Origin of the sequence: Clostridium sediminicola (assembly GCF_050402865.1) — a bacterium.
Classification (GTDB): domain Bacteria; phylum Bacillota; class Clostridia; order Clostridiales; family Clostridiaceae; genus Clostridium_AF; species Clostridium_AF sediminicola.
In genome coordinates this window covers 1-22818 of record NZ_BAABMF010000008.1, presented here as the reverse complement: position 1 = coordinate 22818, position 22818 = coordinate 1, and the positions used below count along the sequence as shown (strand labels likewise).

The 22818-nt window shown below is 28.8% G+C and carries 24 protein-coding genes; all 24 read left to right on the top strand.

The genetic code is table 11. The annotated features are described in order from the left end of the window. Positions 1–37 precede the first annotated feature (37 nt). The 24 genes from ACQ3F0_RS13925 (at position 38) to ACQ3F0_RS13810 (ending at position 22425) form a co-directional block, all read left to right on the top strand. Positions 38–1150: a DUF5808 domain-containing protein gene (locus ACQ3F0_RS13925; RefSeq protein ID WP_428865919.1), complete on the top strand. Its 1113-nt coding sequence runs from the start codon at positions 38–40 to the stop codon at positions 1148–1150. A gap of 129 nt (positions 1151–1279) precedes the next feature. Further along, positions 1280–2356, top strand: a complete 1077-nt coding sequence (locus ACQ3F0_RS13920; RefSeq protein ID WP_428865918.1) for a LytTR family transcriptional regulator DNA-binding domain-containing protein — start codon at positions 1280–1282, stop codon at positions 2354–2356. Between the two features lie 234 nt (positions 2357–2590). Next, positions 2591–3436: an ABC transporter ATP-binding protein gene (locus tag ACQ3F0_RS13915; RefSeq protein WP_428865917.1), complete on the top strand. Its 846-nt coding sequence runs from the start codon at positions 2591–2593 to the stop codon at positions 3434–3436. Beyond that, entirely contained in the window at positions 3436–4149 is a 714-nt protein-coding gene (locus ACQ3F0_RS13910) for an ABC transporter permease (protein ID WP_428865916.1), read from the top strand. Before ACQ3F0_RS13915 ends, ACQ3F0_RS13910 begins: the two co-directional genes overlap by 1 nt. Before the next feature lie 44 nt (positions 4150–4193). Beyond that, entirely contained in the window at positions 4194–4487 is a 294-nt protein-coding gene (locus ACQ3F0_RS13905; RefSeq protein ID WP_428865915.1) for a hypothetical protein, read from the top strand. 214 nt (positions 4488–4701) lie between these two features. Further along, positions 4702–5088, top strand: coding sequence for a GntR family transcriptional regulator (locus ACQ3F0_RS13900; protein WP_428865914.1), 387 nt, complete (start codon positions 4702–4704; stop codon positions 5086–5088). Beyond that, on the top strand, positions 5075–5938 hold the full coding sequence (locus ACQ3F0_RS13895) for an ABC transporter ATP-binding protein (RefSeq protein WP_428865913.1): 864 nt from the start codon (positions 5075–5077) through the stop codon (positions 5936–5938). Before ACQ3F0_RS13900 ends, ACQ3F0_RS13895 begins: the two co-directional genes overlap by 14 nt. Then, a complete protein-coding gene (locus ACQ3F0_RS13890) occupies positions 5928–6644 on the top strand; it encodes a hypothetical protein (protein ID WP_428865912.1) in 717 nt (238 codons plus the stop codon). The genes ACQ3F0_RS13895 and ACQ3F0_RS13890 overlap by 11 nt, the downstream gene beginning before the upstream one ends. Beyond that, positions 6637–7371: a hypothetical protein gene (locus ACQ3F0_RS13885; protein ID WP_428865911.1), complete on the top strand. Its 735-nt coding sequence runs from the start codon at positions 6637–6639 to the stop codon at positions 7369–7371. The genes ACQ3F0_RS13890 and ACQ3F0_RS13885 overlap by 8 nt, the downstream gene beginning before the upstream one ends. 165 nt (positions 7372–7536) lie before the next feature. Then, positions 7537–8349 (top strand): MerR family transcriptional regulator, encoded by an 813-nt coding sequence (locus ACQ3F0_RS13880; protein WP_428865910.1) that lies wholly within the window; start codon positions 7537–7539, stop codon positions 8347–8349. 229 nt (positions 8350–8578) lie between these two features. Continuing rightward, positions 8579–9286 carry a lantibiotic protection ABC transporter ATP-binding protein gene (locus ACQ3F0_RS13875; RefSeq protein WP_428865909.1) on the top strand — a complete coding sequence of 236 codons (708 nt, stop codon included), beginning with the start codon at positions 8579–8581 and terminating at the stop codon, positions 9284–9286. Position 9287: 1 nt separating this feature from the next. Beyond that, positions 9288–10019, top strand: coding sequence for a lantibiotic immunity ABC transporter MutE/EpiE family permease subunit (locus tag ACQ3F0_RS13870; protein WP_428865908.1), 732 nt, complete (start codon positions 9288–9290; stop codon positions 10017–10019). A gap of 1 nt (position 10020) precedes the next feature. Beyond that, positions 10021–10767: a lantibiotic immunity ABC transporter MutG family permease subunit gene (locus ACQ3F0_RS13865; protein ID WP_428865907.1), complete on the top strand. Its 747-nt coding sequence runs from the start codon at positions 10021–10023 to the stop codon at positions 10765–10767. Positions 10768–11076: 309 nt separating this feature from the next. Further along, positions 11077–11736: a response regulator transcription factor gene (locus tag ACQ3F0_RS13860; RefSeq protein WP_428865906.1), complete on the top strand. Its 660-nt coding sequence runs from the start codon at positions 11077–11079 to the stop codon at positions 11734–11736. Continuing rightward, a complete protein-coding gene (locus tag ACQ3F0_RS13855; protein ID WP_428865905.1) occupies positions 11727–13109 on the top strand; it encodes a sensor histidine kinase in 1383 nt (460 codons plus the stop codon). Before ACQ3F0_RS13860 ends, ACQ3F0_RS13855 begins: the two co-directional genes overlap by 10 nt. A 95-nt stretch (positions 13110–13204) precedes the next feature. Beyond that, entirely contained in the window at positions 13205–14242 is a 1038-nt protein-coding gene (locus ACQ3F0_RS13850; protein ID WP_428865904.1) for a HAMP domain-containing protein, read from the top strand. A 17-nt stretch (positions 14243–14259) separates the two neighbouring features. Next, a complete protein-coding gene (locus ACQ3F0_RS13845) occupies positions 14260–15027 on the top strand; it encodes a sensor histidine kinase (protein ID WP_428865903.1) in 768 nt (255 codons plus the stop codon). 12 nt (positions 15028–15039) lie between these two features. Next, positions 15040–15708, top strand: coding sequence for a response regulator transcription factor (locus ACQ3F0_RS13840; protein WP_428865902.1), 669 nt, complete (start codon positions 15040–15042; stop codon positions 15706–15708). Then, entirely contained in the window at positions 15705–16727 is a 1023-nt protein-coding gene (locus ACQ3F0_RS13835; RefSeq protein ID WP_428865901.1) for a sensor histidine kinase, read from the top strand. Before ACQ3F0_RS13840 ends, ACQ3F0_RS13835 begins: the two co-directional genes overlap by 4 nt. Before the next feature lie 71 nt (positions 16728–16798). Continuing rightward, positions 16799–17566, top strand: a complete 768-nt coding sequence (locus tag ACQ3F0_RS13830; protein WP_428865900.1) for an ABC transporter ATP-binding protein — start codon at positions 16799–16801, stop codon at positions 17564–17566. Beyond that, positions 17556–19607 (top strand): FtsX-like permease family protein, encoded by a 2052-nt coding sequence (locus ACQ3F0_RS13825; RefSeq protein ID WP_428865899.1) that lies wholly within the window; start codon positions 17556–17558, stop codon positions 19605–19607. Before ACQ3F0_RS13830 ends, ACQ3F0_RS13825 begins: the two co-directional genes overlap by 11 nt. An 89-nt stretch (positions 19608–19696) precedes the next feature. Beyond that, positions 19697–21214, top strand: a complete 1518-nt coding sequence (locus ACQ3F0_RS13820) for a helix-turn-helix domain-containing protein (protein WP_428865898.1) — start codon at positions 19697–19699, stop codon at positions 21212–21214. A gap of 310 nt (positions 21215–21524) precedes the next feature. Beyond that, on the top strand, positions 21525–21881 hold the full coding sequence (locus ACQ3F0_RS13815; RefSeq protein WP_428865897.1) for a PadR family transcriptional regulator: 357 nt from the start codon (positions 21525–21527) through the stop codon (positions 21879–21881). Further along, the gene (locus ACQ3F0_RS13810; protein ID WP_428865896.1) at positions 21865–22425 is read left to right on the top strand and encodes a DUF2812 domain-containing protein; all 561 of its coding nucleotides are present in this window, start codon (positions 21865–21867) and stop codon (positions 22423–22425) included. The genes ACQ3F0_RS13815 and ACQ3F0_RS13810 overlap by 17 nt, the downstream gene beginning before the upstream one ends. Positions 22426–22818: the final 393 nt, after the last annotated feature.

Genomic DNA, 22818 nt, shown 5'->3' with positions numbered 1-22818 from the left:
AACTAATTCTTAAGCCAACCTATAGGAGGCGAGTATTATGAAAACATTGTTTTTGATAAATTTCATAGTTTATGTAGGTATGTTTTTACTAGGAATGTTTATTGGACGTTTTTCCGGTAATCAAATTATATATGGTGTAACTATTCCAAGTAATCATCGATATGATGATAAAATAATTAATGTTACTAGAAATTATTTGAAAAAATATACTATGTTCGGGAGCATCTTAACAATTGCAGCTATTTTATTAGACTTTGTGTATGTGCATAATCTTATGATTATAATTTATATTTTTCTATGGATGGTATTGACTATTGTATTATATAGAGGTGCTAATTTAGAAGTAAAAACTTTTAAAGAAAATATTATTAAAACTCATAAAGGTGATTACAAGAAATCTGTGATTATCGCTTCTTTGGAACCAAGGAAAAAGGAGTATATAACAGGAAAATGGGTATTTATAATACCTTTAGGACTGGCCGTTGCTTCAATTGTAGTTACAGCTCTAAACTACCATTTGGTACCTGATCAAATTCCTATTCGGTTTAATGAAAAAGGTATTGCGAATAATTTTGTAGATAAAACATTATTTAACGCTTTTATGTTACCTTTAATACAAATGGGAACTATAGTACTAATTTATTTTGTAGCAATATATAGTGTTAGATATAGCAAAAGAAAAATAGATCCTAGAAAACCTAGAACTTCTGAAATACAACTTAAAGTTGCTGCGAATCGCATGGTAATATTATTGGGAGTTATAGGAACTATGGTAACTGTATCTATGACATATTTTCAATTAGTAACACTAGGTTTTGCAGGGATAAACGAGAAAGTTACTTTTGCACTAACAATAATACCATTAGTTATTATATTTATTTCTTTTATTATATTTGTAATGACTACAGGAATTCATGGAGATAAAGTTAAAGTTGGATTTGAAGAAGAGGAAAACAATGAAGTAATAGAAGTAGATGATGATGACCATTGGATTTACGGTTTTATCTATTATAATAAAAATGACCCATCTATTATGGTACCCAAAAGACTTGGTTTAGGGCATACTTTTAATTTTGGGAATCCTATCAGTGTAATTATTATGTGTGCTATTTTGCTATTCATTGTTTTTAGTATTATATTTAGAGAATAAGAATTAGATGTGAAATACCTGCCGTCGTCAAAATACAACGGCAGGTATTTTTGACTATACGAGGAATTTATAAATCCCATCATTTCCATAATATGATATAATTAATTTCAGATTTGGAGGTAGAATTATATGGATATATTAACAATTAAAGAAGTTTCCAAGAAAGAAAAAAACGTAACATTGATAGATGACTTGAATTTACAGTTAAAAGAAGGACAAAGTATTAGTATAAAGACTTCAGAGGATATAACTTTACTTTTGATAGATATCATTTTAGGTTATATACTTCCACCTAAGGGAAAGGTTTATATTAATGATATTAATAATAGTCAATATTTGAAAAAATACAGAAATACAATATCAGTTATTTTAAAAGAAGAAGGATTTTATGAAAGACTAAATGTTTATGATTATTTAAAGTTTTTTCATAGAATACATGACTCAAAATTTGATTTAAAAAAGGTTATGGTTAAATTTGGATTACTAGATATAGCTAAAGATAAAATAAGTTCTTTAACCTATTCTCAAAAAAAGAGGATTAGTTTTGCAAGAGCTCTTATTAGTGATCCTAAAATTTTACTAGTTCAAGAACCTACTATGAATTTGGATAGAGAAAGTACATTAATAATCAGAGAGAGCATACCATATATGAATTCTTTAGGGATTTCTATAATTGCATTTTCCGTAGCTTTGGAGGAGGTTATTCTATTAGAAGCAGATTCTTATATGTTAGATGAGAACGGATTTAAGCCTATTGAGAGTAAATCTAGGGTTGAGGAGAGTAAATTGGAAGCTGAAAAGAGTAATTTAAAGGTTGAAGAAAACGAAAATTCACCTAATGAAGTAGAGGAATCAGATAAACCTTCCTTTAAAATAGATAAAATTCCAGTTAAAATAAACGAAAAAATAATATTGTTTAATCCTATGGAGATTAATTTTATAGAAAGTTTAGATGGAGTTACTTATATAAATGTAGGATCAGAGAAATTTCCATGTTCATTTACTCTTAGTAAGTTAGAAGAGAGGCTAAAGTATATAGGATTCTTTAGATGTCATAGAAGTTATTTGGTTAATCTTCAAAAAGTAAGAGAGGTTATTACTTGGACAAGAAATAGCTATAGCCTTATTTTAGATGATAAGAATAAAAGCTCAATACCTTTATCTAAAGGCAGGGTTGAGGAGTTAAAGGGAATTTTGAAGTTGTAAATACATTATTCTATCACCGAAGGTGATATAGGATTAGTTAAAGATTTTCTACAAGAAAATCAACCTTAACTTATCACTTATCACTTGTAACTAACATAGAGAAAACAGTGATTATTCATCATTAAAACTACAGCCTTTAAGGGTGATTTTACTCCTTTCATGGGTATTTTATAGAAGCTATATTCATTACGTGTCATAATTGAACCACAGTCAAATCAGGAAGGAGTAATGGATATGGAAAATATAATTGAAATGAAAAATGTAAGTAAACAATTTAAAGATAAAGATGCTTTAAAGAGAATAAACTTCACAGTAAAAAAGGGAGAGGTTTTTGGGTTTCTTGGCCCAAGTGGAGCAGGTAAAACTACTACAATTAAAATATTAACATCTCAACTCATACCTTCAAGTGGTGAAGCTAAGATTTTAAATAATGATATTTCTTCTATTAAAAGAGATGTATTTAGAGAAATAGGTGTGTTATCAGATAACAGTGGCTTATATGAGAGACTTTCAGTAGAAGAGAATCTTATGTTGTTTGCTAAGATATATGGTGTAGATAAAAAAAGAGTATATGAAATATTAGAGAGAGTTAACCTTTTTGAGGATAAGAAAAAAGAAGCTAAAAAGCTTTCAAAAGGGATGAAACAAAGACTTATGTTAGCAAGGACTTTGATTCATAAGCCTAAGATACTATTTTTAGATGAACCAACATCAGCTTTAGATCCTGGAACTGCAAAAGAAATTCATAAATTACTTAAAGGATTGAATGAAGAAGGTACAACAATCTTTTTAACTACTCACAAGATGGAAGAAGCAGATAAGTTATGTGATAGAGTTGCATTCTTGAATGATGGAGAGATAGTTGAGATAGATACACCGGAAAATCTTAAACTGAATTATTCTGAAAATATTATTGAAGTTAAATTAAAACCAAATAGGGAAAAGGTTTTGGTTAAAAATGATAAAGAGGGCGCTGATAAGATTAAAAATTGGATGTTGAACAATAAATTACTTACCATTCATTCGAAGGAACCTAATTTAGAAGAAATATTCTTAAGCTTAACTGGGAGGGGATTATAATGGAATTTTCGATGAAAAAAGTCAATGCTTTATTTATAAAAGAAACAAAGGATTTAAAGAAAAATGCAAATATTTTACTAATGAGTGCACTACCTATAATATTTTCACTAATATACTCAAGGCTTTTCAAAAGTAGTGAGGGAGTAAGTATGATTTTAGCAACTTGTACAAATATGAATTTTTGTATGGTAGCATCTTTTGTTATAGCTATGTTAATAGCAGAAGAAAAGGAAAAAAACACTCTAAAAACGCTTATGCTATCTGGAGTTTCACCGATGGAGTTTTTATTAGGGAAAGCATTAGTAACAATTCTTATAGCTAACTTTAGTAATATTTTTATTTTTATAATATTTGGATTAGATTTTCAATATTTCGTTCAGTTTTTTATTGTTGGACTTATTTTATCTATTAGCATGGTTATTATTGGAGCAGTGATTGGTTTATTATCAAAGAATCAAATGGCATCAGGAACTGTAGGTATGCCTATTACTATGGGTTTTCTTATAATACCGACACTTGCAAGTCTGAATAAAACATTTGAAATAATCGCTAATTTCATTCCAACATATCATGCAAATAAGCTTATGGAAAATTTAATTAATGGAGAGAGTTTATTAAGCGGAAAAGTTAGTATTTTAGTTTTATTAGTATGGATAGTTATAGCAAGTTTAGCTTTTGCTTATGTTTATAAAATAAAGAAACTGGATGAATAAATAGTTGATTATATTATAAAAATGGTTAAGCGGGGAGATATATTATGAAATCTTTTAGAAATAATGTGCTGTTGAGTGTATATTTATCGTTGATGGTCTGCAGCACCATAGTTAATGTTTTGTTTTGTTCAAATATTGTTTCTGAATCACTTGTACAGATTGGATTTACCCTTGTAATACTATGTGGTATATTAGTGAATTATTTATCATTAAAAGCTCATAATGTCAAATCAGGTAAAGGTATATGTGAAAAAAGAAGTATTTTAACAACAGTTATTTCAGTTGTAATAGTAATAAGTTGGGCGGTATCATATGGAATGACAGTATTCCTAAAATAGTCATAATGTAATAAGGTTAAACCACAAAAAGTAAGTTGAACTAAATTACTTTTTGTGGTTTAACCGTAATAGAGGATTTTATTAGTGGATATGATAAATTCAAATAAAAATAACTAGACTACAAATAAAAATCATTTGTAGTCTTTTTTTGAGTATCCATATTGATTATCTACTGTGTCTATTATATAATTACAGTAAGCAAGGAGGAAAATATATGAATATTTTAATTTCTACTCTTTCACAAACACCTATTTATGAACAAATCCAAAATCAAATAAAAGAGATGGTACTTAGCGGAAAATTAAAAGCTAAAGAGCAGTTACCATCCATAAGACTTATGGCAAAGGATTTGAAAGTTGGCATTGTAACTGTGAAACGTGCATATAAAGAATTAGAAAATGAAGGTATTATCGTAAACTTACAAGGACGAGGTTGTTTTGTTGCAGATATTGATAAAGAAAAAGTAAAAGAGATACATCTTGAAATGTTAAAAGAGAGACTTTTAGAAATAAAAGAATTTACTAATACAACAGGAATAAGCAGAGATGAAATGCTACAAGTTCTAAATGAAATATATGGGGGGAGTAATGATGGAGAATAGAGCATTAGAGATAAATAATTTAAGTGCTAAAGTTAGTAAGTTTTCTTTAAATAATATTAATCTTTCTGTGGAGAAAGGTACTATAATGGGTCTTATAGGAAAAAACGGAGCAGGTAAAACAACTCTTATAAATACAATAATAAATAAAATTGAAAAAGACAATGGTGAAGTTCTCTTTGATGGTATTCCCATGTATGGTAATGAAAAAATAGTTAAATCAAAAATTGGGGTTGTTTATGATAAATTAATGTATCCTTTAAATATAAAGCCAATAAAAGTAATGAAGATGATAGCACCTTTTTATGAAAAGTTTGATTATGATAAATTTTACGAGTTAATGGAAAGATTTGAACTTGATCCAAAGAAAAAACTTTCAGCTTATTCAAAGGGAATGCAGATGAAATTCAATATTGTAATGGCTGTATGTCATGACCCTGATTTAATAATACTTGATGAGCCTACTGCAGGATTAGATCCTGTTGCAAGGGCAGAGGTTATTGAACTTTTTATGGAACTTATGCAAAAGGAAGAAATGGCAATATTATTATCTACTCATATAACAAGTGATTTAGAGAAAATAGCGGATTATATAACTGCTATTGATAATGGGAATATTGTTTTCACGGAAGAAAAAGATGAATTAGTTAATAAATTTTCTGTCGTTCATGTAGATAAAGAAGCTATGACAGATGAGATAAAAGAAAAAATTATTGGTGTAAGAGAAACAATTTTTGGTTATCAAGGGGTAGCTTTATCAAAGTATAACCTACAAGATATTGAAGGAATAAAAACATCTAGACCAACTATTGAAGATATTATGATTTATAGAGGTGCAGCAAATGATGAATAGAATCGTGAACTTTCATAAGATATTATCAATTTCTACTGATTTACAGAGTAAATCAAAAATGTATGCTCTTAAATATTTCTTTACTTATATGGGTGTGTTTTTTTTATCTGATATTTTAGGTTATGGAGCTATGACATATGTTCCTATAATGTTAGGATTAGTTATGGTTAGAAACATTATAAAATCAGAGAATAAAATACTAGAAATTCTTCCTGTTTCAAAAATATATACTATAGTAAATATTTATCTATTTATTATTGGCGCTTTAGTGTTAGCAGGGCTAATTATTATGGGGATATTATCTATTTTTGGGTTGATTACTCACATTATTCCTAAATTAGATTTTGGTGGTTTCGAAACAATATTATCATTTATATATGGATGGAAAGTGGTGGTAGTACTATTTTTAATATACTTAATTATAATGAGTATTTTTATACCAATGTTTTTTGTCAATAAAAGAATAACAAGATGGATTCTCTATATTATAGGGTATTTTGTGATGTTTATTTCCTTGGTAATATATAAGAAGACATTCCTTGTTACACTTGATTCAAACAAAATTAATCTTATTAAAACACTTAACACTATGACAAATTTTAATGAAATACTATTTGACTTATTGTCTATTGTTGCTATTGCATTGCCGTTGTCACTTTTCATTTCTTATAGATTATATAAAGGGAAGGGTGTTAAATATGGTTAAGAGTATTATCGCATATCAAAGACTTTTGTTTAATACTTTATCAATGAATAGAGTTGAAAATCATAATCCTCTAAAGTTAATTGGAACAATATTTGGAATATTTATTATGATTTTAATGAATGGAGTAATATTTGGATGGGATTCACCATTAACCTTTATGATTATATTTTTACCTGCCCTGTGTGTATGGGAAATTAATATGATATTTCATGAAAAAGAAAGATTATTTGAATATGTACCTGTTACTAGGAAGTTTACAGTAGTTAATACATTTATTTTTGCTATTATTTTAGGAATAAGTTTATATATTATATTGACCTGTGGTTCTTTGCTTTTATTTCATGGAATTATAGATTTTATTATTGATGGAGAACTTAATGCTGCACCGGTAAAAGTTATCATGGGTGCAATAGATATGGGGAATATAAGAGCATACATACTAATGTTTATAGTATTAATTATAGTTTTGATTGTAGGGACAGCTATTGTTTTTATCAAGAAAAAAGGAGTGAGAACTATATGCTATTTAGGGGAGATAGCTATTGGATATGGTCTTTTATACTTTTTGAGATTGAATCTCCCACTAGCTCCGTATAAATTAGAAGTTCATTTTATGGAAAGTTTTTCTGCAATGCCACAGGCTAATATTATTCTCATTCTTGCTACAATTGTTGGGACTATGTTATGTATATCTTCCGTTGTTTTTGGGAATAAAATGTATAAATAAATTGATAATATCTGCCGTCGTGATTCACGACGGTAGATTTATTTCAAGGTAAAAAATATTATGTTAAAATATAGAAATAAGATGTTGACTCTCACATGATGTGAGGCACTATACTTAAATTATCATCTAGATGTAGAGATAAAGAATTTTTAGGAGTTGGTTTTAATGTTTAAGATTGGAGATTTTTCAAAATTAACAAGAGTTTCTGTTCGAATGCTTAGATATTATGATGAGATGGGACTTTTTAATCCTGCAAGTGTAGATAGTTTTACTGGATATAGGTATTATTCTGCAACACAGATTAAAACTCTTAATCTTATTGTTTCACTTCGTGATTTAGGCTTTAACGTAGCGGAGATAGCATTAGTTATTAATGAAGATTCAGTAGAAAAACAAAAAGATATGTTAAAGCAAAAAAGAAATGAAGTAGAACTTAATATTAGAGATGAGAAAGAAAAACTCAGAAAAATCGATTCCGCCATCAAAAACTTGAAAAAGGAGAGAGTCAATATGAGTTATAATGTTACACTAAAATCAGTACCATCTTACAAAGTGATTTCTTTAAGGGAGGTAATTCCAACTTATGATTCAGAAGGTATGCTTTGGGAAAAGTTAAGTGGCTATGTTGAAAAGAAAAAACTTTCTTGCAACAATCTTTATTATGCAACTTATTATGATGAGGGATATAAGGAAAGCGATGTTGATGTGGAAATTGTTATGAGTGTAAAGAAATTGTTAAAAGATGAAGATGGGTTTGTTTATAAAGAAACTGAACCTATAGAACAAGCTGCTAGTGTTCTAGTTCCAGGTGATTATTCAAATATTGCACCAGCTTTTGTTTTTCTAGGTAAGTGGATTGAAGAAAAAGGATATACAATATGTGGTATGGCTCGTCAATTACCTATAAAAGGGCCTTGGAATGAAAGTAATCCAAATAATTATTTAAACGAGATACAGATACCTGTTAAAAAAATATAATTATGAATACCTAAAGTCTAATGAAAGGCTTTAGGTATTTTTTTTGTAAAACTTTAAATTTTATGGACAAACCATTTCACTATAAATCTATAAAAGTCCAAAACTCATTGATATCTGAGATTTTGTACATGTATATATTAAGTTTACGTATGGTTTGTCTTTAGAATCCTTATAAAATCCTTAAAATTATAATCTATAGTAAATCTATAGTATAGAAAGGATGATAAATATGAGCAATTACATTTTACAAACAAAGAATCTTAGTAAAAAATTCAAAGGATATTTAGCTGTAAATAACATTGAACTTACAGTAAAAGAAAATACAGTTTATGGATTACTTGGACCTAATGGTGCGGGAAAATCAACTACTTTAAAGATGATAACTGGAATGTTACACCCTACTTCAGGGGAAATATTGTTTAAAGATCATTTATGGAGTCGTAAGGATTTAGGAGAAATAGGGACATTAATAGAAGCTCCCCCTCTTTACGAAAATTTAACAGCAAGAGAAAATCTAAAGGTAAGAACTATCCTTCTTGGATTGCCAGATTCACGAATTGAAGAAGTTCTTGAAATAGTTAATTTGACCAATACAGGAAAAAAACGTGCTGGAAAGTTTTCTATGGGAATGAAGCAGAGACTAGGAATTGCCATTGCATTATTAAATCACCCAAAATTGTTGATATTAGATGAGCCTACAAACGGCCTTGATCCATTAGGTATTCAAGATTTGCGTAAACTAATTCGTTCTTTTGCAAAGCAGGGAATAAGTGTTATTGTATCAAGCCATAATTTATCAGAGATACAGCAAACTGCTGATTATATTGGGATTATTAGTAACGGAGTTTTAGGATATCAATCTGAAATTAATTCTGAAGAAGATTTGGAAACATTATTCATGGATGTTATAAAAAGAAATGCTAAGGGTGGTGAATAATGTGTTTGATTATATAAAAGTGGAAAATATGAAATTAAAAAGAACATTTGCTAAAAAGTTGATTTTTATTGCACCAATTGTTACACTTTTTATTACAGGCTTGGCACCTATGTGGTACCAGGTAAATGGATTTAATTGGTGGTATATGTTGATGTTACCGGGCTGTATTCCTCTTTTTTGCGTTTTAGTAAATAATAAAGAAGAAAAAAAGTTAAATTATAGAGGGGTTTTCCCTTTGCCAATTTCATTAAAAAAACTGTGGAAAGCTAAAATATTTTTAGTGACTATATATGTTTTCTTTTCTTGTTTTATATTGTTATGTGGTATTGCAGTAGGATATTTATGGGTTCCTTCATCTCATTTAATTTCTTTATTTAAGGGAGTAGCAGCAATGATACTGATAGTAATAACTACATTATGGCAAATTCCCCTTTGCTTATTTTTAGCGAAGAAAATGGGTGTTTTTTCAGCATTATTGATAAATTGTGGTGTAGGAATAGTCTTGAGTGTGATAATGGCAAATGGGTCATTATGGTGGTTGTGTCCATATAGCTGGACAGCGAGATTAATGTGTCCGGTATTGGGTATTTTACCAAATGGTCTTTTAGCAGAAAAGGGAAGCACATTGTTAAATTCTAACGTTATTTTTGTTGGGGTTGTTTTATCTATTATTTTATTCATTTTGTTACTTCTTTTAACTGTACAATGGTTCCAAAAACAGGAGGTGGCGTAATATGACTATGTTAAGTAGGTGTTTAAAAGCAGATTTTTATAAGATAAAACATACTCCTATTTTGATAATTCACTTGATTATACCCCTTATAGGTTCATTATTATTTTTGGCTTATTACTCTTTTTCAAAATGGAATACTGTAATTAAGATTACTAGCTATTTTGAAGTTTTAGCAATAGCTTTTCCTTTGTTAATTGGATTAATATGCAGTATGGTTATTTCTCAGGAAGAACAGGCAGGTAGTTATAAAGAACTTATTAGTGCAACAAGTTGGAGAGGAACAACATTAATAAGTAAAATCCTTTTATTATTATTGATCGCTGCTTTTTCAGTGGTTTTAGCATTAGGAATTTTCTTTGTTGGATTTCAATTTGTTTTACATGAGAAAAATGTTTCAACTATTTGCTATGCACAAGTAGCTGGTGCATTAATTTTTGGAAATATATTTTTGTATATAATACATTTAGTTATCAGTCTGAAACTTGGTAGAGGAGCTTCAATTGGTTTAGGAATAGCAGGTTCTTTGATAGCTGCTCTTATGATGACTGGTTTAGGAGATGAATGTTGGAAGTACGTTCCTTGGGCTTGGGGAACAAGGTTATGCGATTTTGCAATTCTTTCTGAGATTAATAAGCCTATGTTTGGTATAGTTAGTGGAGAATTGCAGCGAGCATTGCTGATTATAATATTTGCGATAAATATCTTATTATCCATAAGTCTTGTATGGTTCTCTAGATGGGAAAGCTAAAAAAATATTATATAGATAAATTACTTCGTAAGTTTATCTATATTAGTGACAAGTGACAAGTGATAAGTGATAAGTTGATTTTCTTGCAGAAAATCTTTAACTAAGACTTATTAGCTTCGCTAACTGGAATAATGATCTTTTGGTGAGCAAAAGGAATTATTTAAATCTCTTTTTAATTAAAAGCTTCACGTTAGTGAAAGGTGTCCATAATTTGTAACTTGTCACTATATTTTTGTATTATCTTAAAAGTTTAGTTTGAAAGTATTTTATATATAAGCAGTGCACTGATAAAGAGTTTAGGAGGATATAATGGCTAAGATTCTTGTAATAGATGATGAGGTGGATATTTTAATTCTTATAAAAAACGTGCTTTTAAAGGATAATCACTTGGTAACGACTATGTGTAAGGTGAAGGATATTGAGATTAATGATTTTATAGGATACGATTTGATTTTGTTGGATGTAATGATGCCGGATATAGATGGGTTTACTTTATGTGAAAAAATTCGAGATATTGTAGATTGTCCTATTCTTTTTATTACTGCAAAAACAATGGAAAATGATATAATGTATGGTTTAGGAATTGGGGGAGATGACTATATTACAAAGCCCTTTGGAGTGGGAGAATTATGTGCTAGAATAAATGCTCATTTGCGTAGAGAGCACCGTGAAAAGCATAGAGTGTTTGTGGCTTCAGGAGTTACTTTCAATATATCTGCAAAAGAAGTAAATGTAGATAATAAAAAAGTACCTTTTACAAAAAGTGAATACGCCATTTGTGAATATCTTGCTAGAAATTCTGGACAGGTATTCTCAAAAGAAAGAATATATGAAGGCGTGTTTGGATATGAGGGGGAAAGCGATAGTTCTTGTATTGCTGAACACATTAAAAATATAAGAGCAAAGTTAGCTAAATTTAATATGACTACAATTGAAACAGTTTGGGGGATTGGTTACAAATGGAGATAAAAACTAAGAAAAGAACCATGACACTGAAATCTGTTTTCTTAAAATATATAATGGCACTAGGTATTTCCTTTATTTTAGTATTTATAGTTGGTATGGCTATTATAGAGGCAAGTATGAAAATTGCATTTTGTACACCTGCTAATTACTCAGAAAATTTGGCTCGGCAAGTGAAACCTATTTTAGTTTCATCCCCTGAGATTTCAAACAGTATGATTCCAAAGGGATGTAAATATGTTGTGTTTGATAAAGAGTTTAATATTGTTAACAACAACATGGATACTAAAGAATTAAAGGAAGCAACTGAATACGCAAAAGGTTTAACAACACAAGGGACAGGTACAAAAAAATACTATTTTATTGAAAGAGAAGATGGTTTATGTGTACTACAGTATTATATGGAAATGCGTTATAGTGATGAATGGCTGAATAATCATTTTCCAAAGCCTGAAATGTGTATAATTATTTTAATTATTATAGGATGCTTACTTGCTTCATTCGTTATAGCCATATTTTTTGCAAAGAATTTAAAGGAGCATTTAAAACCTTTAATGAATGCAACTGAAAAAATAAAAGAGCAGGACTTAAGCTTTGATGTTGAAAATTCTAAAATAAAAGAATTCAATGATGTATTATCATCAATTTCTGATATGAAACTAGCATTAAAGAATTCTTTAGAACAACAGTGGAATCTAGAACAGACAAAAAGAGAACAAATATCTTCATTGGCACATGATATAAAGACACCACTTACTATTATTAAAGGAAATGCAGAGTTACTGGAAGATTCTTATTTGGATGAAGAGCAACAGATTTATATAAAATTTATTAAAAAAAATACAAATCAAATAGTGAAGTATGTAAAGATGCTTATTGATGCTTCGAAGGCGGAATCAAAGGTGAGTATAAAGCTAAATAAGGTAAATACAAATGAATTTACAGAAGATATATTCAATCAACTTAAAGCACTTACAGTACCTAAAGAAATAAAAGTAAAATTTTTGAAAAAAAATCTTCCAAAAGAAATAATAATTGATAGAGAGTTATTATTTCGAGCTCTTATGAATGTTATTATAAATGCTGTTGAACATACTTCAAAAGGAAATTCCATTGAAGTTTATGTTATAGGTAATGATACTAGTATTATATTTAAAATAATTGATAGCGGAAAAGGATTTTCAGGGGAAAATTTAAAATTTGCTACAAAGCAATTTTATATGGGTGATAGCAGCAGAATGTCAAAAACACATTACGGTATGGGGCTTTATATTGTAAAGTCTATTACGGAATTACATAAAGGGAAGCTTTATATTGAGAACTCTTGTGAACTGGGAGGAGGAAAGGTATCTATAAGTGTTCCAATTAATGAAGGATGAATTTATAGAAGTAAAAGTTAAGAGAATATAAAGATAAGTGGAAAAGGACTACATCTTAATTTATAAAACTTTTTACTATGACAGCAGGGGTACTATTGATTATATTAGTATCTCAATTTGCTTTTCAGTATTTCAAGTTGGAGGAATACTATGTATACAATAAGAAAAAAACGGTAACTAGTACATTAAACTCATTAAAAGATAAGATTGAAAAAAATATGATGGAAGAAGATATGATAGAGGCTTCTTTAAAGGAAGCTTCTATTGAAAGTGATATTTTTGTAGCAATTTTTGATAGATATGGTGTACCACAATTTGGATTAAATGAAGAATACAATATCCCATATCTTGAGATAGAAGATGATATTAATCAGAGTTATAAAATTTATATTGATGGTTTCAGTAATAATGAATTTATAGATAGTATTGGTGATAATAAAAGAATTGAAGTAAAAGGAGTACTTTTTGATTACAATCAAAATAAAGTATATCCTGATACTATTAGTATTGATGGTAAAGATTACTCTTATGAAACTAATAATACTATTGATTCAACAGATTATAATTTGTTTGGAGTATTTGGTGATAAAGAAGGGATAATGATAACAAATGGAACAGGAATATCACTTGCTGAAGGAATAGCAATTGATATTCCTGATGAGGTAAAGTTGAATGGGATTATCACAGAAATAAATTTAACTAGTGAAAAAGATTTAAGTATGGAATATAGAAAAAGTCAATTATTACAAGAAACATTTTGGTTCTTGGGGCAACAAAAAAATTTAAATACCCTTTTTTCAGATAATAAAGTAATTCAATATTCAAAAGAAGATAATTATACAGGGATGAAGAATTTAGTTTTCGCACAACCTATTTTATTTCCAAACAAAGAGCCTATGATTATATTTGCATTAAGCTCTTTGCAACCAATAAAAGAAACAACTGAAATCATGAAAAGTTATTTTTTATTTATACTATTGGCAGCAATGCTTCTTGCAATTATAGCATCATATTTTTATTCAAAAAAAATTACAACACCTCTGTTACATTTAAATGATGTAACAAAAACAATGGCAAACTTAGATTTTTCTAAAAAATGTGAAGTTCAATCAAAAGATGAAATAGTGATCTAGGCGAAAATATCAATACTATGTCAAATAAGCTTCAAAAGACTTTAGATGAAGTTAAAAAATCTAATGAAAAATTAAAACAGGATATCATATTAAGAGAAGAAATGGATCAGTTTCGAAAAAGATTTATTGCCGATGCATCTCATGAATTAAAGACACCCCTAACAGTTATGAAAGGTATTTGTGAAGGGGTAAGAGATGGAATATATGATGGTAATGATAATGAAAACTTTAAAAATATTTTAAATGAAATAAATGATATGAGCAAATTAGTACATGATTTATTAGAAAGTTCTAAGCTAGAATCTTGTAATGTTGAATCTAAAACAAGAATTTTTCAATTATCTGATGTTGTATTAAAAACTCATAGTAAATTAAAACATTTAATTGAGGATAAGAAACTAAAAGTTTTATTGGAGCTTTACGAAGATTTTGTATTAGCTGATGAAGATAAAATCGAAAGGGTAATTAGTAATTTATATTGTAATGCTGTACAATATACACCTGAAGAGGGTGAAATAAATATTTGTATGAAAAAAGAAGAGGATAAATGTTTTTTAATTATAGAAAATAGCCCTGCAAAAATTCCAAAAAAGGATTTAGGTAAAATATGGGAACCTTTTTACCGTGTTGAGAAGTCTAGAAATAAGACGTTAGGTGGATCTGGTTTAGGACTCAATATGGCAAAAACGATTTTCGAGAGCCATGATAGTGAATATGGTATAGAGAACACATCAACTGGAGTAAGAGTGTACTTTTGTCTGAAGAGAATAGAAGAGGAAGAGTAGGAGGGAAATTAAATGTTTAAAATAATGATAGTAGAAGATAATGAGCAGATAAGAAATGAGTTAAGTTATTTGCTCACAAAGAATGGTTATAAAGCTATACTAGCTAAAGAATTTACTAACATACCTTTATTAGTTAAGGAAACTAATCCACATTTGATAATACTTGATATCAACTTACCATGTTATGATGGATTTAAGGTGTGTACTGAGATTAGAAGTTTTTCAAACATACCTATAATATTTGTCACAAGTAGAAATACAGATGTAGATGAGCTAATGAGCATTACATTAGGTGGAGATGATTTTATTACAAAACCATATAATACTTCTATTCTTGTTGCAAGAATAGAAGCCTTGCTAAAAAGAGCATATCCTAATACGGATTCACAGGATGTTATTCAGTACAAAGGTATAAAACTAGATATTTTGACAAGTAAGGTAGAGTATAAATCTAAAGAGGTGGAACTTACAAAAAATGAATTGAAAATATTTTATTATCTTCTAATGAATAAAGAAAAAATTGTTTCTAGACTAGATATTGTTGAATATTTGTGGGATAGTGAGCTATTTGTAAGCGATAATACTTTAACTGTCAATATAACAAGGATAAGAAATAAACTTGATGAATTAGGAATTTCAGATTTTATAAAGACTAAAAGGGGACAGGGGTATATGATATGAGCTTCTTTTATTTTTTAAAGGATAAAATATCTGTAATAGTTTTAAATATTATTAGCTCTGTTGCATTAATATGTTTTTTGATGAGTTCAGGAAATAATATTTATAGCTTGTTTATAATTCTTATAGTTTGGTATTCAATATTGATAACTTTTTATATTTTTCAGTACATACAAAGAAAAAAATATTTTAATAGTCTGTATAAGATTGCAAAAGGATTAGATAAAAGGTATCTTATTTCTGAAATAATTAATGAACCTAAGTATGTTGATTCATTACCATATTATACTTTGCTAAAGATGGCTAACAAATCTATGATTGAAGAGATAACTAGAATAAAGAATGAACGAAAAGAGTACAAAGAGTATATTGAGCAGTGGGTACATGAAATTAAAACCCCAATATCTTCAATAAAGCTTGTAAGTGAAAATAATAAATCTCAAACAACAAGAGTTATCTTATCAGAACTTGAAAAAATAGATAATTTTGTGGAACAAGCTATGTTTTATGCACGTTGTGAAAATGTGGAAAAAGACTATCTTGTTAAAGAGGTATCACTAGAAAAATGCGTTAATGCTGTTATGATTAGAAACAAACAAATGTTTATTAAAAACAACATAAACATTGAATTATTTAATCTCCAAACTACAGTATATTCAGATAGTAAATGGATTGAATTTATTATAAATCAGTTGCTTATTAATTCAGTAAAATATAGGTGTGACATATCTCCTGAAATAAAAATATATACTCAAGAGTTAAAAAATGGAGTTAACCTTGTTATTGAAGATAATGGTATAGGAATATCAAAAAATGAATTATCAAGGGTATTTGAAAAAGGTTTTACAGGAAGTAATGGAAGAGTCAATGAAAAATCAACAGGAATAGGTCTGTATCTATCTAGAAAGTTATGTGGTAAGCTGGGACTTTTGATTAAGATTGAATCAAAGCAAAATCAATATACAAGGGTAGCTATATCTTTCCCTAAAGGGACTATCCAAGCCTCTATGTTACAAAGTTGAAAGGTTATTGTAAGCAAAAGTGATACAAAAGCTATATTAAATTTTGTAGAATTAAAAGAGAGGTGATAACAATGGAAAGAATAGTAAGTATAAAAAATATTGAAAAATACTATGGAAACAAAGGGAACGTAGTTAAAGCGGTTGATGATATTAGTTTTGATATTAACGGGGGAGAATTTGTTGGTGTTATGGGTCCTTCAGGTTCCGGTAAAACAACTTTACTTAATGTAATATCAACTATTGATACAGTTAGTGCAGGACATATCTATATTGAAGATAAAGATATAACAGAAATTTCTCAAAAGGGAATATCAAAGTTTAGACGTGAAAATTTAGGGTTTATATTTCAAGACTTTAATCTCCTTGATACATTAACTATACATGAAAATATTGCATTAGCACTTACAATCAACAAATGTAATGCTGATGAGATTGAAAAACGTGTGCTAATGATATCTAAACAATTAGGAATTGAAAGCATTTTAAATAAATATCCATATGAGGTATCTGGAGGCCAAAAACAACGTGGAGCCTGTGCAAGAGCAATTGTTACAAATCCAAAGTTTATACTAGCTGATGAACCAACAGGATCATTAGATTCTAAGTCATCACAAATGCTTATTGAAACAATTTCAGATATGAACAAGAAATTAGGAGCAACAATTCTAATGGTAACACATGATTCATTTACAGCTAGCTACTGTAATAGAATTTTGTTTATCAAAGATGGAAAAATTTTTACGGAATTGGTTAAAGGTGAAAATACACGTAAACAATTTTTTAATCAAATTCTTGACGTAGTAGCTTTACTAGGTGGTGATATAAGAGATGTATGCTAAACTAATTCTTAGAAATGCTAGACGTTCTATAAAAGACTACTTGATATATTTTGTAACCCTTACTTCATGCGTAGCTCTATTCTATTCTTTTATGTCATTGTCCAGTTCAAAATATGAATTGATAACTAGTGGGCAATTTCAGCTTACGTTCTTATATACATATTTGAAATATGCATCATATTTTATTACGGCTGTATTATCTTTATTAGTTGCACATGTAAATAAATACATTATAAAAAGACGTAAAAAGGAATTTGCTACATATATACTCTTAGGAATGGAACAAAGAAATCTTGCTTTTCTGTTTTTTATCGAAACTTCCATAATGGGATTGATATCAATTCTAATGGGGATTGTCTTAGGAAGTCTCTTCTCACATGTGTTGACTGTGTTGATACTTGCAACAGTTGATAGCAGAATAGCTTTTGGTTTCAGACTTTATGGAGATACAATTTTTAAAACAATTATATTCTTTTTAATAATTTTTACTGTAATAGGTTTGTTCAATATTAAGACTTTATCAAAAATCAAGCTTATTGATATGTTTAATGATGATAAAAAAACGGAAATTCAGTTTTCAAGGGGAAAATGGGGTTATATAACCATAGCATTAATATCTCTTAGTTCTTATGTTTTTGCATTTTTTAATATTAGAAAATATATTGAAGTGATGCACATATCTAGTGAGTATGTACCTGGAAAAAATAAAATTCTCTTGATGGTTACTATAGGGATGATTATAGGTATTTATGCAGGCTTTTATTCAGCAGCATACATGATTGTACTTGTAAAAAACAAGTTTATTAGGTTTAAATATAAGAATACTAACCTATTTTTAATAGGTCAATTACTTTCAAAAATAAATACTACATCTATATTAATGGCTACGATTACAGTTACATTGTTTGCATCAATAGTATGTTTTATTATGGGACCCATAATGTCAGAATGGGTTACAGGTTATCTTCCTTTGAGAAGTGTTTTTGATGTGAAAATAGATACAAGTTATAAGGATATACGAGACATAAAGGATAGAGCTATAATTGATTATGAAGAAGTTTATAATTATATAAATGAAAGTAAATTTAAAATACAAGATTATTGTCAGCTAGAGATGTATTTTCTCAAAAAAGAAGACTTTTATAAAAGAAGAAAAGATTCATTTCCACCTTTAGCTATTAGCTTAAGTGATTACAATAAACTTAGAATTATGGCAGGCTATGAAAGTATAAGATTAAGTGATGATGAATTTGCCATGCAGTGGAGAAAAACTGTTACGAGAAGTGATATTGAGAATTATACAAAGGAAAATCCTTCAATTAAATCCCATGGGAAATCATATAATATAGATTTAAATCAATGCTATACTGAGCCTTTAGGAGAAAGAGTGTATAACAAGTATACAAACTTTACTATAATAATACCTGATAATTCATGTGAAGATTTAACCATTGCAAATGTAAACTTTTATGCAAATACAGATAAGATGATGGATTATGAGTTTGCAAAAACAGTTAAGTTTTTTGCAAAAGAAAGGTTTATCAAGAATTATAAATATTTATATGATAAATATGGTGATGAATCTGGGTTCAAAGAGGTTATTAGTGTAACTACAAGAACAGAGCAAGTTAATGAAACTAAGACAACAGCCTTGATGATGAAATTCCTAGGTATATACTGTGGTGGTGTTTTTCTAATAATATGCTTAACAATACTGTCACTTCAGCAATTATCGGATTCTTTTGAACACAAGGAAAGGTTCAAGATCCTACGAAAAATTGGGGTTGATAATAGAGAATCAAATAAACTGATTCTGAAACAAATAGGTATTTACTTTAATATTCCTATCATAGTAGCATTGTTAGGCTCTGGGATATTCTTATATGTATTTAGTAAGCAGACTTCTATGGAGATACATGCATATATGGGTAGAGATGTTTTTATAATGAACATTGGTATTTCAATTACACTAATAGTTTTAGTTTATATAAGTTATTTTCTTGCAACATATTTTGCATTTAAGAGAAATATAGAATTATAGATGAAGGTCAAAAATGTCGAGTTTTTATTTAAATTGTGTTCTATAATAATATTACTTCCGGAAGAATTTTCTAAGAAAGGTGGTTGAAAATGGATTACTCACTTTTTATATGGTCAACAGCAATATTTATTGAAGCAAGGATAAAGTCAGATATAGAATATGATGATTTAGAAAAAGCTACAGGGTTTTCCTATAGGCATATCAGAGAAACATTTAAAGAATATGTAGGTGTTTCATTATCAAAATATATTCTAGAGAGAAGATTGGCAAATGCTGCATTTGATATTATTCATACTGGAAAAAAGTTGACTGATATAGCATATGAATACAAGTTTAATAGTTATGATGCTTTTACCAGAGCATTTAAACGACATACAAAAGTTTATCCTTCTGAATTTCGTAAGAAATCCTATAAGGTTGGACGAAGACGAATACTTATGGGAATATATGCTCCTGTAATTTATAAAAATGAAGATATGACATTTTCTCACCTGAGCATTCAGGAGGGTATTAATATGGAAAGAAAAATGAATAAATCAGAAGATAGTTGTATTTTATACGGAGTCCCTAAAGTGGCATATACTTTTGAAGAATGTACACCTTTTCCAGTTGCGCTTAAGTCGTGTTTAAACTATATGGGTCAAAAAATGGATTATGCATATATAATGGCAGTATCAGGAGCAGCTTTCAGATTAAGATGGAATAAAAATTGCTGGGATTGTGGCAATGTAGATATTATGAATATTTATGAAGAACCAAATGAAGTTTTTAAGCGTTCTTTTGAAGGTGTCGGAAAAGATTATACAGTTTTAGAACGTAAAAACTCTTCTAAACAAGATTTTATTAATTTCATCAAAAAAGAGATAGATGAAGGTAGACCTGTAATTGCATTAGGAATAATAGGGCCACCAGAAGCATGTCTGGTTACAGGATACAGAGAAGATGGAAACACATTATTAGGTTGGAACTGTTTTCAAGAGAATAAGGAATTTTCAAAAGGGGTTACAATAGATGATAGTGGCTATTATATATGTAGTAGTTGGTGGGAAAATGAAAGCACTATTGCATTAATTGCTGTTGGAGAGAATCAACATAGTATGATAAGTCAAAAATCTATAATAAAAAATGCTATTAGTGTTATGACAAAAGAAAGTATCTCTATAAAATCACAAGATGGAAAATATGAACGTGTTTATGCTGGTGGACAGCTTGCCTATGATGAATGGGCAAAACAAATCACAAATGATAATGAATTTACAAACAATACAATAATACCTATTTTGATTGAACGTCTTATGTGCCAAAATGATGCTCAAGCAATGGTTGGAGAGGGGCGTTCATATGCAGCATGTTTTATTGAATGGGTAGGTAGCACCAATGAAAATATTTCTGTAATATGTAATGAAGCTGCAAAACAATTCAGAGCAGCGGCGCAATGCTCATTTAAAATGAATGAGGTTAAAGGTGGCTTTTGCCAAAATGAAGAAGCACTTAGAAAATTTTTGGAGCCCGAAGTAAGGAAGGAAATAGCATCTTTAGTTATAGAAGCAAAAGAATATGATTATAAGGCTTGTGAGCTTTTAAAACAGATTTATAGTGAATTGTAAAAAGCTTATCTGTGAATTGAAAGAACCTACCGTCGTGAAACACAACGGTAGGTTCTTAATAATTTAGAAATGTACTGAAAGTTATTTCAAAATTAAAACTTGACTAAATTTGGAATGAATGCTAATATATCATTAAATGATATATCATTCAATAATATATCATTTAATACTATATTATTGAATGATATGATTATGCTTTCAAATAATCTTGATAGCGAATATGTGGTTCGTAAATGAAATAAAAGACGAAACAAATGTAGCGTTCATGTACCAAAATCATCGATAGTTAAACTAATAAGGAGGTAATCAAATGGCTAGAGGAAAATCATTAGATGAAGATATACTGACAGATTCAACCTATTATATTTTGTTAACTTTGGTTGAACCTATTCATGGATATGGTATTATGCAAAAAGTTCAAGAGCTTTCACAAGGTCAATTTATAATAGGCCCTGCAAGTCTTTATACAATAATAAAAAAGTTACTTAATGCAGATTTAATAAAGTTAGTAGTTAGTGAAGATGTAAGAAAAAAAATATATACTCTAACTTCTAAGGGTAAAGAAATATTGAAAAAAGATATTAATAGAAGGATTAGTATGGTTGAACATGGTAAAGAAGCTTTGCAATTTTTAGAGGAGGGTGAGAAGAATGGAAAAGAAATATAAATATATATTGAATATGGGTTTAGCATTTGATGAAGATAGAGCTATAAAAAAATTTAGTGCAATGGCGAAAAAGGGATGGATTCTGGAAAAGATGACATTGTTTCGTTATAGACTAGTTAAAAGTGAAAGGAAGAATTTGGTTTATTCGATGGACTATAAAGAATTAGAAAAAAAGGATGACGAGTATTTTCTATTGTTTGAGAATAGTGGGTGGCAACATATGTGTTCATATGGTCCTTTTCATTTCTTTGCAGCTTCACCTGGGTCTGTTCCAATATATACAGATAAAGAAAATTATTTGAATAAGTATTCTAGGTGTAACAAAACATATAAAAACACAGCAGCTATATCAGTATCACTTCTTATTTTAGTAGCTTTAATTAAAATCTTATTAAGTAATAAAATATTGGGTACAATGCTGGAAAATGTTTTATTCTTTATAGGTGCTATATCAGCAGTTTTTGCTGCACCATCTGTTATGGTAGCCATTGCTTATCATAGAAGAAAAAAGAGAATTCTTAATAATAAATCAAAAATGCTATAAATATAGGATAGATGTATAGGATACACATCCTGGAGTATCAGTATGCGAAAAATGAAGAAATAAATACTAATATAGAGTAAATAGAATATAATTTCAAATAATAAGGTTGTATACAAAAATACAATCTTATTTTATTTGATAAGATATTCCTTGTCGCCAAGAGAAACCGAAAAAACGGTCGAAAGAAAAATAAAAAAAACTCTTGACAACGAGAAATTGAAATGTTAAACTGATTTAGCTGTCGAAAAAACAGCGAGAAAGATTTAACAGATTTGATCTTTGAAAATTAAACAGAGAATGATAATAAATGCCAGTCAATGAATTTAAGTAATGAGTAAATGATTGAACTTTTCAAATTGAGAGTTTGATCCTGGCTCAGGACGAACGCTGGCG

Excerpts from the sequence above, each read along its gene's own strand:
- ACQ3F0_RS13900 (WP_428865914.1), top strand. The coding sequence starts at position 4,702 with ATGAATATTTTAATTTCTACTCTTTCACAAACACCTATTTATGAACAA.
- ACQ3F0_RS13845 (WP_428865903.1), top strand. The coding sequence starts at position 14,260 with ATGTCAAATAAGCTTCAAAAGACTTTAGATGAAGTTAAAAAATCTAAT.
- ACQ3F0_RS13875 (WP_428865909.1), top strand. The coding sequence starts at position 8,579 with ATGAGCAATTACATTTTACAAACAAAGAATCTTAGTAAAAAATTCAAA.
- ACQ3F0_RS13825 (WP_428865899.1), top strand. The coding sequence starts at position 17,556 with ATGTATGCTAAACTAATTCTTAGAAATGCTAGACGTTCTATAAAAGAC.
- ACQ3F0_RS13880 (WP_428865910.1), top strand. The coding sequence starts at position 7,537 with ATGTTTAAGATTGGAGATTTTTCAAAATTAACAAGAGTTTCTGTTCGA.
- ACQ3F0_RS13915 (WP_428865917.1), top strand. The coding sequence starts at position 2,591 with ATGGAAAATATAATTGAAATGAAAAATGTAAGTAAACAATTTAAAGAT.
- ACQ3F0_RS13895 (WP_428865913.1), top strand. The coding sequence starts at position 5,075 with ATGATGGAGAATAGAGCATTAGAGATAAATAATTTAAGTGCTAAAGTT.
- ACQ3F0_RS13820 (WP_428865898.1), top strand. The coding sequence starts at position 19,697 with ATGGATTACTCACTTTTTATATGGTCAACAGCAATATTTATTGAAGCA.
- ACQ3F0_RS13925 (WP_428865919.1), top strand. The coding sequence starts at position 38 with ATGAAAACATTGTTTTTGATAAATTTCATAGTTTATGTAGGTATGTTT.
- ACQ3F0_RS13855 (WP_428865905.1), top strand. The coding sequence starts at position 11,727 with ATGGAGATAAAAACTAAGAAAAGAACCATGACACTGAAATCTGTTTTC.
- ACQ3F0_RS13835 (WP_428865901.1), top strand. The coding sequence starts at position 15,705 with ATGAGCTTCTTTTATTTTTTAAAGGATAAAATATCTGTAATAGTTTTA.
- ACQ3F0_RS13920 (WP_428865918.1), top strand. The coding sequence starts at position 1,280 with ATGGATATATTAACAATTAAAGAAGTTTCCAAGAAAGAAAAAAACGTA.
- ACQ3F0_RS13885 (WP_428865911.1), top strand. The coding sequence starts at position 6,637 with ATGGTTAAGAGTATTATCGCATATCAAAGACTTTTGTTTAATACTTTA.
- ACQ3F0_RS13860 (WP_428865906.1), top strand. The coding sequence starts at position 11,077 with ATGGCTAAGATTCTTGTAATAGATGATGAGGTGGATATTTTAATTCTT.
- ACQ3F0_RS13905 (WP_428865915.1), top strand. The coding sequence starts at position 4,194 with ATGAAATCTTTTAGAAATAATGTGCTGTTGAGTGTATATTTATCGTTG.
- ACQ3F0_RS13830 (WP_428865900.1), top strand. The coding sequence starts at position 16,799 with ATGGAAAGAATAGTAAGTATAAAAAATATTGAAAAATACTATGGAAAC.
- ACQ3F0_RS13890 (WP_428865912.1), top strand. The coding sequence starts at position 5,928 with ATGATGAATAGAATCGTGAACTTTCATAAGATATTATCAATTTCTACT.
- ACQ3F0_RS13910 (WP_428865916.1), top strand. The coding sequence starts at position 3,436 with ATGGAATTTTCGATGAAAAAAGTCAATGCTTTATTTATAAAAGAAACA.
- ACQ3F0_RS13840 (WP_428865902.1), top strand. The coding sequence starts at position 15,040 with ATGTTTAAAATAATGATAGTAGAAGATAATGAGCAGATAAGAAATGAG.
- ACQ3F0_RS13865 (WP_428865907.1), top strand. The coding sequence starts at position 10,021 with ATGACTATGTTAAGTAGGTGTTTAAAAGCAGATTTTTATAAGATAAAA.
- ACQ3F0_RS13810 (WP_428865896.1), top strand. The coding sequence starts at position 21,865 with ATGGAAAAGAAATATAAATATATATTGAATATGGGTTTAGCATTTGAT.
- ACQ3F0_RS13815 (WP_428865897.1), top strand. The coding sequence starts at position 21,525 with ATGGCTAGAGGAAAATCATTAGATGAAGATATACTGACAGATTCAACC.